Annotated in this window: 11 protein-coding genes, 3 pseudogenes and 1 riboswitch; of the genes and pseudogenes, 7 read left to right on the top strand and 7 right to left on the bottom strand. The window is 69.8% G+C overall.

The features are described from left to right. Window positions 1-127 precede the first annotated feature (127 nt). From ABZ862_RS13155 to ABZ862_RS13135, 5 genes are all read right to left on the bottom strand, one after another. Window positions 128-853 (bottom strand): GNAT family N-acetyltransferase, encoded by a 726-nt coding sequence (locus tag ABZ862_RS13155; RefSeq protein WP_360956466.1) that lies wholly within the window; start codon window positions 851-853, stop codon window positions 128-130. Between the two features lie 80 nt (window positions 854-933). After that, window positions 934-1,965 carry an ABC transporter substrate-binding protein gene (locus ABZ862_RS13150; RefSeq protein WP_360956464.1) on the bottom strand — a complete coding sequence of 344 codons (1,032 nt, stop codon included), beginning with the start codon at window positions 1,963-1,965 and terminating at the stop codon, window positions 934-936. A gap of 96 nt (window positions 1,966-2,061) precedes the next feature. Further along, window positions 2,062-2,856 (bottom strand): amino acid ABC transporter ATP-binding protein, encoded by a 795-nt coding sequence (locus ABZ862_RS13145; protein WP_360956462.1) that lies wholly within the window; start codon window positions 2,854-2,856, stop codon window positions 2,062-2,064. Then, a complete protein-coding gene (locus ABZ862_RS13140) occupies window positions 2,853-3,833 on the bottom strand; it encodes an amino acid ABC transporter permease (RefSeq protein WP_360956460.1) in 981 nt (326 codons plus the stop codon). Before ABZ862_RS13140 ends, ABZ862_RS13145 begins: the two co-directional genes overlap by 4 nt. 339 nt (window positions 3,834-4,172) lie before the next feature. Beyond that, window positions 4,173-4,282, bottom strand: a riboswitch (SAM riboswitch). 112 nt (window positions 4,283-4,394) lie between these two features. After that, the gene (locus ABZ862_RS13135) at window positions 4,395-4,505 is read right to left on the bottom strand and encodes a putative leader peptide (RefSeq protein ID WP_360956459.1); all 111 of its coding nucleotides are present in this window, start codon (window positions 4,503-4,505) and stop codon (window positions 4,395-4,397) included. Between the two features lie 603 nt (window positions 4,506-5,108). Between ABZ862_RS13135 and ABZ862_RS13130 the strand changes: the two genes are divergently transcribed. The 6 genes and pseudogenes from ABZ862_RS13130 to ABZ862_RS13105 all read left to right on the top strand — a co-directional run bounded on the left by ABZ862_RS13130 (window position 5,109) and on the right by ABZ862_RS13105 (window position 9,972). Beyond that, the gene (locus tag ABZ862_RS13130) at window positions 5,109-5,459 is read left to right on the top strand and encodes a type II toxin-antitoxin system Phd/YefM family antitoxin (RefSeq protein WP_360956457.1); all 351 of its coding nucleotides are present in this window, start codon (window positions 5,109-5,111) and stop codon (window positions 5,457-5,459) included. Continuing rightward, window positions 5,456-6,025: a Fic family protein gene (locus tag ABZ862_RS13125; RefSeq protein ID WP_360956455.1), complete on the top strand. Its 570-nt coding sequence runs from the start codon at window positions 5,456-5,458 to the stop codon at window positions 6,023-6,025. The genes ABZ862_RS13130 and ABZ862_RS13125 overlap by 4 nt, the downstream gene beginning before the upstream one ends. 229 nt (window positions 6,026-6,254) lie before the next feature. Then, window positions 6,255-8,792, top strand: a complete 2,538-nt coding sequence (locus tag ABZ862_RS13120) for an NACHT domain-containing protein (RefSeq protein ID WP_360956453.1) — start codon at window positions 6,255-6,257, stop codon at window positions 8,790-8,792. Between the two features lie 512 nt (window positions 8,793-9,304). Then, complete coding sequence (locus ABZ862_RS13115) at window positions 9,305-9,457, top strand: hypothetical protein (RefSeq protein WP_360956451.1); 153 nt, start codon at window positions 9,305-9,307, stop codon at window positions 9,455-9,457. Between the two features lie 24 nt (window positions 9,458-9,481). Further along, window positions 9,482-9,844: pseudogene (locus ABZ862_RS13110) on the top strand (RHS repeat-associated core domain-containing protein); the annotation flags it as partial. After that, entirely contained in the window at window positions 9,736-9,972 is a 237-nt protein-coding gene (locus ABZ862_RS13105; RefSeq protein ID WP_360956449.1) for a hypothetical protein, read from the top strand. The pseudogene ABZ862_RS13110 and the gene ABZ862_RS13105, both read left to right, overlap by 109 nt. 22 nt (window positions 9,973-9,994) lie before the next feature. Here the strand turns inward: ABZ862_RS13105 and ABZ862_RS13100 are convergent, their stop codons facing one another. Next, window positions 9,995-11,179 carry an ISAs1 family transposase gene (locus ABZ862_RS13100; protein ID WP_360956447.1) on the bottom strand — a complete coding sequence of 395 codons (1,185 nt, stop codon included), beginning with the start codon at window positions 11,177-11,179 and terminating at the stop codon, window positions 9,995-9,997. Window positions 11,180-11,311: 132 nt separating this feature from the next. Here ABZ862_RS13100 and ABZ862_RS13095 point away from each other — a divergent pair. Beyond that, window positions 11,312-11,572, top strand: a pseudogene (locus ABZ862_RS13095) (IS110 family transposase); the annotation flags it as partial. A gap of 113 nt (window positions 11,573-11,685) precedes the next feature. Here the strand turns inward: ABZ862_RS13095 and ABZ862_RS13090 are convergent. After that, a pseudogene (locus ABZ862_RS13090) lies at window positions 11,686-12,296 on the bottom strand (transposase); the annotation flags it as partial. Window positions 12,297-12,335: the final 39 nt, after the last annotated feature.

The raw sequence follows: 12,335 nt of genomic DNA, 5'->3' as shown, positions 1-12,335 counted from the left end.
GCGTGGGGCCGGGAGTGCGGGCGGACGGCACGGGGCGCCCGTGTCGGGTGACGCGCCGTCGTCCTAACCGCCGTCGTCCTAACCGCGACCGTCCGGACCGCGACCGTCCGCAGGGGCCACGGCGCGGTCATGCCGCGTCTTCCGCAGCGGCGGCTCCGGTGTTCCGTACGAGTGAGAAGACCGTGCGGCAGCGCAGGGTGAAGCCGATCGACTCGTACAGCCGGACGGCGTCGGTGTTGGTGGCGGCGGCGTGCAGGAAGGGGTGTTCCCCGCGTTCCTTGATGCCGGCCGCGACCGCGCGGACCAGACGCGTGGCCAGGCCCCGGCCGCGGTGGGCGGGGTCGGTGCACACGGCGCTGATCTCCGTCCAGCCCGGCGGGTGCAGGCGTTCGCCGGCCATCGCGATCAGCCGGCCGCGGTGACGGATGCCCAGGTAGGTGCCCAGCTCGACGGTGCGGGGCAGATAGGGGCCCGGTCGGGTGCGGGCGACCAGGTCGAGGATCTCGGGTACGTCGGCGGGACCGAGCCGTACCGCTTCGGGGTCCGGCTCCGCCCGCAGCGCGGTGTCCACGAGCTGGACGCCCTGGCCTGTCTCGACGAGCTCCCAGCCGTCCGGCGGTTCGGCCACGCCGCGTACCGCGGCGCTGCCGCCGGGGCCGACGAGCACGGCCAGGTCGGCCCAGGCGCGCGGGTCGTCCTCGTCGGTGACGGCGTGGAAGGGGGCCACGTCGGCCGGGTAGCGGGCGGCGCGGCCGACGCGTTCGGCGAAGCGGGCGTGCGGGCCGGTGAGCGCGGCCCAGGCGGGGTTGTCGAGGACGTGGGAAGAGGTGGCTTCGAGGCTGGCGACGGACATCGCGTGACGGCTCCGGTGCTGGGGGCGCGGGGCCGGGCCCCGCCGCGCGGCGGCGGCGGGGTTTCCGGCCGGGGGGCGGGTCAGGAGTTGTCCAGGGGCAGGCCGGGCGGGTTGACCTCGGACTTGGCGACGGCCTCGTCGGAGAGGTTGTAGGCCTTGAGCCACTCGGCGTACTGACCGTTCTTGATCAGGTGGTTGATGGCGTCGGCGAGCGGTTCGGCGAGGCCGCTGTCCTTCTTCGCGGTGGCCGCGATCAGGCCCTGTAGGGCGGCGCCGGCGCCGGAGTAGGTGCCCGCGGTGCGGGTGGCGGCGGGCGTGCCCGCGGTCTGGCGGTTGTGGTAGGCGAAGCCCGGGTTGGGGCCGAAGGAGGCGTCGACCTTGCCGCTGGACAGGGCGAGGTAGGTGCTGTTGCTGTCCTGGAAGTACTTGACGGTGAGCTTCTTGCCCTCCTTGGCCAGCTTCGCCTTCCACTCCAGGAGGATCTTCTCCTGGTTGGTGCCGGAACCGACGGCGATCGTCCTGCCGGCGAGGTTCTCGTAGTCGCCGTCGAAGTTCCAGGTGCTCTTCTTGGGCACGATGAAGGCGAGGTTGTCCTGCCGGTAGGAGGCGAACTCGTACTTCTTCTTGCGTTCCTCGGTGTCGGTGACGTTGGAGAAGGCCACGTCGACCTTGCCGCTGTCGATGCCGACGAAGAGGTTCTCCCAGGTGGAGTTCTTCACCTCGGGCGTGAGACCGAGGACCGCGGCGACCAGGCGGCCGAGGTCGGGCTCGGAACCGGTGAGAGTCTTCTGGTCGCTGCCCACGTAGGCCAGCGGGGCGAAGCCGGCCGGCAGGGCGCCGATGCCAATCTCCAGCTTGCCGCTCTTCCTGACGGCGGCGGGCAGTTCGGCGCTGATGGACTTCACCTCGGAGACCTTGATGGAGGTCTGCCGGGCGGCTCCGTTGGAGACCTGTCCGACGACGACCTCGCCGGACGTGACGTTCTCGGTGGAGGCGGCCGCGTCGCTGTCGCCACCGCAGGCGGCGAGCCCGGTGGCCAGGGAGGCGACCGCGGTCGCCGCGGTGATGCCGCGTATCAGGCTGCGTCGGGTGAAGTGGGCAGACGTAGACATGGCCGTTCCTTGTCGCTCAGGGACGTGGTGTGGGTGGGGGTGGGGAGGTCGTGGGGTGCGGCGGGCTCAGCGGGTCCTGCCGCAACGGGCTCTGTTTCAGAGGACCTTGCTGAGGAATTCCCTGGTCCGCTCGTGCCGGGGCCTGTCGAGGACCTCGGAGGGCGGGCCCTGCTCGACGATCCGGCCGCCGTCGAGGAAGACGACCCGGTCGGCGATCTCGCGGGCGAAGCCGATCTCGTGGGTGACGATGACCAGGGTGGTGCCGCTGGTCGCCAGGTCCTTGATGACGGCGAGGACTTCGCCGACGAGTTCGGGGTCGAGGGCGGAGGTGGGTTCGTCGAAGAGGATGACGCCGGGGCGCAGGGCGAGGGCGCGGGCGATGGCGACGCGCTGCTGCTGGCCGCCGGAGAGCCGGCGCGGGTAGGCGCCGGTCCTGTCGGCGAGACCGACCCGGCCGAGCAACTCGCGTGCCAGCTGCTGCGCTTCGGTCTTGCCGAGTCTGCCGGTGGCGACCGGGGCGGCGGCCACGTTGCCGAGGACGGTCAGATGCGGGAAGAGGTTGAAGTTCTGGAAGACGAACCCGATCCGCCCGCGCTGGGTCAGGATCGCCCGCTCGCTCAGCTCCTTGAGCCGCTCACCGTGCCGCTTCACACCGATGAGTTCGCCGTTGACGCTGACGTAGCCGATCTCGGGTTTCTCCAGGTGGTTGATGACCCGCAGCAGGGTGGACTTGCCGGAGCCGGAGGGGCCGAGGACGACGGTGACCTCGCCGGGCCGGACGGTCAGGTCGACGCCGTCCAGCACCCGGTGGGTGCCGTACCACTTGTGCACGTCGTGGACCTCGACGGCGGCAGGCTCCGTCTCGAGCCTCGCGAGGATGCCGGCGCTCATACGGCGGCCTCCCGGCGGACGCGGTCGCGCAGGTCGCCGAGGCCGGCCCGCAGCTTCTGCAACGGCGTCGGCGGCAGGCTGCGGGTGGCGCCCCGGGCGTAGTGCCGCTCGACGTAGAACTGGACGACGGAGACGACGCTGGTCAGGATCAGGTACCAGACGGTGACGACCAGCAGCAGCGGCACGATGTCGCCGGGGTAGGTGGAACCCATGGTCTGCGCGGAGCCGAACAGGTCGAGCAGGGAGACGTAGAAGACCAGCGAGGTGGACTTGATCAGACCGATGAGCTGGTTGACGTAGTTGGGGGTGATGGAGCGCAGCGCCTGCGGGAAGACGATCTTCCGGAACTGGTAGCCCTTCGGCAGGCCGAGTGCGGAGGCCGCCTCGTGCTGGCCCTGGTCGACGGAGAGGATGCCGCCGCGGACGACCTCGGCCGCGTAGGCCGCCTCGTTGAGGCTGAGGCCGATGACGGCGACGGCCATGTCGGTGGCGAGCTTCGACTCGTCGAAGGAGAAGAAGGACGGCCCGAAGGGCACGCCGACGCTCAACGTCTTGTACAGGGCACTGAAGTTGTAGAGGAAGAGCAGCACCACGATGAGCGGGACGGAGCGCAGCGCCCAGACGTAGGTCCAGCTGACCGCGCGCAGCACGGGGCTCCTCGAGAGCCTGGCCAGCGCGAGCAGGATGCCGCCGGCCAGGCCCAGCACCGCGCTGTAGGCGGCCACTTCGAGGGTGATCAGCAGTCCGTCGAGGATGGTGGGCCGCAGGAACCAGTAGCCGAAGCGGTCCCACTGGTAGAACGGGTTGGAGACCAGTCCGTGCACGAACTGGGTCACGAGAACGAGGACGACGGCGGTGGCGATCCAGCGCCCCGGTCGGCGCAGCGGCAGAACTCGCTGAGCGGTGAACGGTTTTGACGGTGGGTCGGTTGTCGGCGCCTCGGTGAGGGTGACGGTGGCGCCTGGGGGTTCGCTCATGGTGGGCTCCGGCTGGGTCGGAACACCCCCGGAGCACGGCGGTGCGCGGCGGCGCACACGGCGGCGGGGTACCCGGGGGCTGGGCGGACGACGGCACACCGCGCGGGGGCGGTGTCCGTCATGTTCGTCAGGAGGAGGGCGGGCGCTGCGGGGAGGTGTCAGCCCCGACAGCGGGCGCGGCCCGGCGCGGTACACAGTGCGCTGTTCACGCGGAGCAGATCGACGGCGCGATCGGCGACGAGAGGGTTCGGGTACGGCTGTACGGAGCCCTGGGAACGGCGTGCGGCCGTTCTGGGAGCTGCGTACATGGCGTCACCCTCACTGTTCCGGCCCCGGGGGGCCTCGCGCTTACCGAAACGTCGTCCGGTCCGGTCGTCACCTGGGGCACCCCACCGCGGTGCGAGGGTTGCCGGTCAGCAAGCCAGGGCTTGTCGCTGACGCTCATGACCGTTCTGGGCGGTAGTCAAGACAACCACCCGAACGAATGTCAACGCCGGTCCAGCTGGTGGAACGGCCGGGGCGGATCCTGGTGGGCCGCCCGGTCCGGCCCTCGTGGCTGGTTCAGCCTCGGTGGCCGATCGCGCTGCGGACGCGGAGCAGATCGATGTGACGTCGGGAGGTCAGAAGAGGCGAACGGCCCGCTCGGACGGTGACCGGAGCACGGCGCCTCATATTTCCCTACCTATCCACTAGGATTCCCCCAGTGAGTGTCGATCCGACCGACACCCACGTCAAGAGGGCCGTCCCGCATCACGGACGCCCCCACCGGACCACGGAGTCGGCCACGACCTCGCACCGGTCACCACAGCCGCTGCCGCCGGTACGCCGCGCGCCTTCGCGGACAACCACGCCACGAACTGCCGCGCGCCCGCACGGACCTGCTCTCCTGCCCGCCGCCCCCGGGTTCCCGAGCCGACCCCGACCCCGGTCCGAGCGAGCCGACACGACCTCCGGACTGCGGGGACAAAGAGCGGCAGACGAATCGGGCTGTACGCCGGGGAGAGTCACCGCAACGCTATGACCTGCGCAAACTCATAGGGAGGGCGTTTCCCTGGCTACCTTGGTGGCCACTGAGGAGGCACCCCCGCGCCGACATCGGCGAGAACCTCGCGGTCTCGGCTCGGTTCAACACCCTGCACGGGCAAGCCGGGCCCACAAGGTCTTCTCCGTTACCTTCGCGCCCTCACCCGCTGCCGCCCCGGGGGCGAGACACTTGCCGGAATCCGTACTAGAATCTGTACAGAATCAAGGCTCTATAGGGGTACGGGTGACAGCATGGAGATCCCTGAGGTCGTGACCGTCAGCGACGCGCGCGCGAGACTGTCGCGGATCCTGACCGACCTGTCGGAGTCCGGCGCGGATGCCGACCCGGTCCTGATCGGCGCCCACCGCAAGCCCCAGGGTGTCCTCCTGTCCGTCGAGGCCTTCGAGGCACTGAGCGGCCGAGCGGCACGACGTGCGGCCGTCGCCTCGGCCACCGGCTCCATCGAGGCCGAGGGGCTCCATGCCTCCTATGCCTCCGACCGCGACACCGAGGCGTACGTGAAGGGCGACCTGGACGCGGACGCCCTCATCGCCCGTGCGATCGCCCGCCACCGGCAGACCGCGGAGCGGCGGGCAGGGTGAACGATCCGTACGCCCTGCCCAACGGCGTGCTGCGCAACAAGCTCGGTATCACCGACCACCAGCTGCTCGCGGCAGCGGAGGCGGACATCACTCGGGCGCGCCTCATCCTGCTCACCGAACGCCCTCTGCCCGGCGCGTACGACCTCGGCCATCTCCAAGCGTTCCATGCCGCGGTCTTCGGGGACATCTATCCGTGGGCAGGCGAGTTACGCACCGTGAACATCGCCAAGCGCACACCGTTCTGCCCGGCGAGAAACCTGGTGTCCTACGCCGGAGAGGTCTTCGGCCGTCTCGCCTCCTCCGGTCGGCTTCAGAATCTCCCCCGGCAGGAATTCGTCACCCAACTGGCCACGTTGTACGGCGACCTGAACGTCCTCCACCCGTTCCGTGAGGGCAACGGCCGTGCCCAGCGAGCGTTCCTCGCCCAACTCGGCGCCGACGCGGGATACGACGTGAACTGGTCGGGCATGGACCCTCGACGCAACGAGGACGCCTCGGTGAAGAGCTTCCTCGGTGACAACCATCTGGTGGAGCAGCTGCTCGACGAGCTGGTCACCACGAGCTGACGCCCGCCACTCCGGCCGGCAAGGATCCCCGGCACAGGGCGCCACCCCTTCAACGACCAGGCCCAGGTCCAGCCGCTCTCAGTCGTGCCAGGGAGCTGCTGACGAACACGGAACCCGAGGACTATTGCTCACCGATGGCATTGGGCGGCGTCCTTCCGGCAGCCGATGGACCTTCCTGGAAAACGCCGATATTCCGCCGTCGCGGGGCACGGTCCGACACCATGGCGACATGACAGTTGCGGGGGCGTCCGGGCGGGGGCGTGTCGGTCGGTGGTACTGGGCGTTGGCGATGGGCGGGGCATGCGCCGCGTTGCTGATGGCCTACGTGGGGAAACTGGGCGTCATATCGGTGCTGAGCGTGACACTGCCCACGCTGGCACCCTTGTACCTGTCCTGGAAGGCGTTCCAGCACGACCGGCTCGACGCCGGCCGCGCGAGCGACATGGAGTCCGCGGCCCGCGATCTGGCCGACCTCGTGCGACGGCAGTGGGAAGCCGAGCCGCAGGCCCGTGGCCTGGACAGCTTCGCTCCACTGCCGGTCACCTGGGCCTCTGCGGACTTCGATTTCGTCCACGACTGGTCGGACCTGCGGTCCACCGCTGCCGAGTGGCCCGGCGGCTGCCCCGGGAACCCGGGCAACTGGCCGTCCACGGCCGTCGGCCTGGCCGGCCGTGACGGGGACATCGGGGACGTGTTCAGCGTCAGGACACCGGCGCGGCGACTGCTCCTCCTCGGGGACCCCGGAGCGGGCAAGACAACGCTCCTGAACCGCCTTCTGCTGCATCTGCTCGAACGCAGAGCCACGGTCCCCGAGGAACGTGTGCCGGTGCTCTTCAACCTCGGCTCCTGGCATCCGGATGACACCACCCTCTCGGAATTGATGGTCCGCCAGCTCCGCCAGCTCTATCCCGGACTGGCCGCACCCCCGCCGGCCGGTCCCGCAACGCACGGCGCCGCCGACCTGGCCGAGGCACTGCTCACGGGGCAGCGCATCCTGCCGATTCTCGACGGCTTCGACGAGCTGCCGGTCGGCCTGCGTGCCAAGGTGCTGGCCGCCGTCAACGACGAACCATGGATCACCGCCCCGCTGGTGCTCTCCAGCCGCCTCGCGGAGTTCCGCGAGGCCGTCCACGGCGCGGACCTCGCCATCGGCGTGTACGGAGCGGCGGGGATCACCATCCTGCCCATGGACGCCGCCGACGCGGCCCGGTACCTCCGCGGGAGGCCCGGCACCGCGGAGGCACGTCGCTGGGAGCCGGTGGTGGCCGAACTCGGCACGCCAAGTCCCGTCGGGCAGGCCCTGAGCACTCCGTTGGGCCTGTTTCTCGCGCGCAGGTTCTACCGCTCCTCCCTGGAACCGGGCTATCCAGGTCGCACCCTGCCGCCGGACCCGGCGGGACTTTGCCGGGAGGGCCAATTCCGCACGAGGGAAGAGGTGGACGAGCACCTGCTCGCGAGTTTCCTCCCTGGCGTGTACGGAACCGATGCCCCGCAGGCACACCGAGTCCTGACCCGGATCGCCTGGCATCTGGAGCACGACCAGGGCGGTGCTCCGGACATCGCCTGGTGGAGGCTGAGGTCTCTCCTGCCGACGCGCCGGGCGGCGCGCTTCGTCGCCCCCGTCCTGGGCGGTGCCGTCCTGGTGACGGCCACGGTCACCACCGGCGCGACGGCGTCGCTAACTCACGGGGCACAGGGAGACATCCTCTACTGCCTCTGTCTGGGCCTGTACCTCGGGCTCCTGACCGCACTGACCGTCGCCGGGGCCCACCCGGCCCTGGTGGCGATCGCGTGCGGCCTGATGATGCTCGTCGCGCCCTCTGGCGACGCCCCGGTCCTGTGGACCTGCGGTGACCTCGCAGGCATCGCGATCATCATCTTCCTGGGCTTCGCGGCCCTCCGCCGGGCAACGGCACGATTCCGGTCCCTGGGGTCCGCGCGGATTTTGGCCCTGGGGCTGACCGGCACACTGATCGGTGCGATGACGCAGGGGGTGATCACCTACCTCGTCGTATCGGTCCAGCCGGTGAACGGGGGCAACCCCCTCACCATGAGTGGCGAATCACTTGAGGGCGGCGCCAGGCTGGGACTCTTCCTGGGCCTCTCCTACGCCGCCCGTGTCAGCCTGAGGGAAACAGCCGTGACACCCGGTGGACGGCTGGCCTGGGCGTGGAGCCGGCCCGGTTGTCTGGCGGCGCTGCTGCTCAGTCTGGTGCTCACGGTCATCGCCGCGTGCGTGAGCGCGGCGATGCCGTCGCAATGGGGAGCGGACCCCTCCGCATGGAGGGTGATCGTCGCGGTCGGCTTGTCCATCGCCCTGGTCACCGGGCTTGCCGGGGGCATCGGTTTCGGGCTGTCCGTCCAGACGCCCGATCTGGCCACAGTGGTGGGACCCGAAAGCGTCCTGCGTCAGGACCGTGAAGCGAGCGCCACGATGACACTGATGACCGGTGGTGTCTTCCTGGTGGTCTTCGGCCTGTCAGTCGCACCCCTGACCCTGACCGGCGGCTCCGGCATCTTCGGCGTCGCGACGTTCGCCTTGCTCTACACCCTGCTGGGGGCCATGCTGGGTGCCCTCCGGCAGACCTCGTACATCCTCTTCGTCCTCACACAACGCCACCTGGCCCGCCATGAGGAATTCCCGCCCGACCTCATGGCTTTCCTCGACGACGCCCGGGACCGAGGCATCCTGCGCCAGGTGGGACCCGTCCACCAGTTCCGTCATATCGATCTGCAACGTCACCTCGCCCGCCAGTCTCGGTGGTGACCGGGCACGGAGGCTGGCGAGGCACCGGCGGCGAACGGGCCGTCTCTCAGGGGTGGTGCCGTGACGGGGAACCGGGGCGGTGGTACGCCGTAGCGGGATCCGGTTTCAAGTGGCGGGACACGTTTACCCGGCCTCAGCCCGGCTGCCGTATCCCTTCGGCCCCGCCGCGAACACCACTGCCGTCGCTCACCGGTGGATCTCCGTGTCGCGGCCAGGCCACTGCCGACCGGACGGGGCTCGCCTTCCACTCAGCAGATCTATCTGAGAGGTACAGACCAGAGGTGGCCGCACCACATGTCCAGCCACCGCGACGCCCGGTTCCGGGGTCGAAGGCAAACTGCGAGCCGCCCAGCAGCTCAGCGACAGCGGGCAGACATACGACCTCGTCGTCATCCACCCCGGCCGCCGGCCCGGTGACCCGGCCTTCACTCTCGGAGACGCTCACGTCAGTAGTCATCAACTGCCGCTTCCTACTCGGGAGTTACACCACTCACCGTACAGACCCCACCACCGTGGCCGCCCGCTCCAGCAGCGGGAACATCCAGCACCTGATCCCCAACCGGCAGGGCACCGCCTACCTGTCCGTCGACCACCAGACCCAGGCGGTGACACGGCGTCAGTACCTGCCCTTCGGCGGTACCCGCGGCACGGCCCCGGCCACCTGACCCGGCGACAAGGGCTACGTCGGCGGCACCACCGACACCGCCACCAGCCTGGTCAACCTCGGTCTGCGCGAGTACGACCCGCAGACCGGCCGCTTCATCAGCCGCGACCCGCAGCTGGAGGCCACCGACCCCTCGCAGCTGACGGGCTACGACTACGCCGCCAACAACCCGGTAACCGGCAGCGACCCGACCGGTCAGAGCTGGTTCAGCTCCCTGTCCAACGCGGTCTCCGGCTTCGCGGACACCGCCCAGCAGGTCATCGGCCGGACCAACGCCCCATGGCCGCACTCGGCTTCGGGCAGCTGCTGCTCGGCGCAGCCGCGGACGGCCTGGGCGGCGCGCTCATGGCGACCGGAATCGGGGCGGTCGGCCCGGGCGAGGCACTGACCCTCGCGAGCTCCGCACTCGCCGTCACCGGCACCGCCACGGTGGCGTCCGCGGTGGCCGCACCGAATATCGCCTATGCCGTGCAGAACGGTGATGGCGACGGAGGCGACTCCAGGGCTTCGGCGTAGTCGGCGGGCGTCCGTTTCGTGATCACTTGAGCCCGAGCAGGGCGAGCGGGCGGTCCGCGTTGCGGGCGTTGTGTCGCAGAGCGGCGGCGATGTTGGTCGCGCCGGCCAGCCGCAGGGCGCCGATGGCGAGATTGCGCCAGGTGGCCATCGCCCGGGGCGTGTTGCCGGTTCGCAGCTGTGAGGCGTCTTCGGCGAACGTGGTGTCTCTGACGTGGTGCAGGGCTTCGATCTGCCAGTGATCACGGATCAGGGTCGCCAGCTGGGCGGGGTCGGCTTGCTCGGCGGTGAGGCTGGTGACGGCGTAAACGGTCTTGATGGTGGTCCTGCCGGTCTTGCGGTCGGTGCGGCGGCGCTTGATCTGCACGGCCTGCCGGGCTCCGGGGAAGAGCAGGCCGTTGACCGTGACCACCTTGATCCGTCGGATCTCCGAGCGTCCGTGGCCGATGCCCCTCACGCGGCCCTGCAGCGGGATCTGTGTCCACGGAAGGGATTTGAGCTGCTTGCGGAGCTTCTTCTGGTTGCCCTTGACGATCACGATGTAGTGGGCTTCGCGGCCGAGAAGGTAGTCGGCGTGCTCGCGTTGGGTGTGCATGGCGTCGCTGGTGACGACCGCCCCGGCCAGGTCTGCCATCGTCTCCGGCAACGGCTGGAAGCAGGTGATCTCGTTCGTCTTTTCCTGCACGTCCAACTGGGCGAGGACCAGGCCGGTGGTGTGGTCCAGGGCTGCGAGCAGGTGGATCTTGCGGCCGTTGGCCCTGGCCGCTCCGCGAAGGCTCTTGCCATCGACCGCCAGGCCGTGCAGCCGGCCCCGGGTTCGATTGCGGCGGTCGGCGAGCCAGCGGCCGACTGCCAGGTCCAATGCGTCACCGTCGATCCGGGCCAGCAGCCGTCGGACCGTCGTTTCCGCAGGCAGGGACCGTTGGGGGAACAGGGGGTCGAGTCGCACGCCGACGTGTTCCAGCACGTGGGGCGGCGCGTCGGTGATCCATTCGCCGACCGCCAGCAGCGACGTTGCCCCCGCCAGCACCGCGCAGGCGGCCAGGGCAAGGACGCCGACCAGGGCGTGGCGCACTCCACGGGGATCACGCGGATCGGGCACCTGGGCGAGGCGGCCCAGCAGTCCGGGCACTTCTTCCGGCGCGAGTTCTGGATGCTCTCGGAGTTGGTCAAGGGCAGGCGGGATCAGCGATGATGCTTCGGCAGGCACGGTCTTCCAGGCAGGTCACGGGGCGTCGAGAACTCCATGATCTTGGAAGCCGTGCCTGTACCGCTCTCCCTGGCCGACCAATCCGACAGACCGTCATGAACCGGATGCCCGGCGACTACGCCGAGGCCCTGGGTCATGAGCCGGAAGGTCAAGAACCAGCGACTGGCTGCCGTGGGATACGTCTGGGCCTTCGTCTCTCTCACCCGGTCGCCAGGCGCCAGAGCCCACTACGACCGCCGACGAGCAGCCGGCGACCGCCACGTCGCCGCACAACGCAACCTCTTCAACCGCTTCATGGGCATGCTGTTCCACTGCCTCCAGAACGGCCACACCTACGACGAAGCAATCGCCTTCCCTCAGCCGTCAGCCGGACATACCCCAGCGGCAGCTTGACGCTTATCCGCGTGGGATGTCTTGTCCCCGGCGACTGCGTCCGGCCGGGTGCGGGGGCGGCCGACGGGCCCGCGTACCCGCACCTTCTTCAGGACGGGGATGAACTGTGGGCTGTCCGCTGCCTGGCCCGCGGTCAGGATGAACGCCAGCGGGCGGCACTTGCGGTCGGCGGCGAGGTGGACCTTGCTGGTCTGCCCGCCCCTGGAGCGTCCGAGGAGGGCGGCCTTCAGCCGGAGCTTGTGCCGTCGCCGGACGCGTCGTCGTTCTTCCCGCGCGGGATCGCTTTCGGTCTCCTGCCCTCTTTGTTCTTCAAGGCTGCCCCCTTTGACCTGGCCTTCTCCTCCTCGGCGGCGGCTTTCTCCAGAGCGGTGACGACGTCCTCGTCCAGGTGCATCCCGGCCGCGTCGTGGTGGGCACGGGCGGTGGTCGAGTCGATGCTGACCAGGGACAGGTCCACCTCACCGCGCTTCGCAGCTTCCGCGATCAGGCCCTCCAGCAGGGCCTCGAAGACCCCGGCGTCACGCCACTGCCGGAAGCGGTTGTGGACGGTCGACCAGGCACCGAACTCTGTCGGCATCTCCCGCCACTGGCCACCCGTCTTGAACCGCCAGATCACGCCCTCGAACTGCTGCCGCAGCCGCTCGGGGTACGGGCCGTACTCGCCGATCGGCAGGTACGGCTCGATGAACTCCCACTCCGGGTCGGTCAGTTGCACTCGCGTCACGTACGACGGTCTACCGGACCAGACCGTGCCACGAAGGCA

The organism is Streptomyces sp. NPDC047000, assembly GCF_040644295.1.
Classification (GTDB): domain Bacteria; phylum Actinomycetota; class Actinomycetes; order Streptomycetales; family Streptomycetaceae; genus Streptomyces.
Note: the sequence above shows the minus strand (reverse complement) of the source record. Positions and strands in the feature narration are given on the sequence as shown.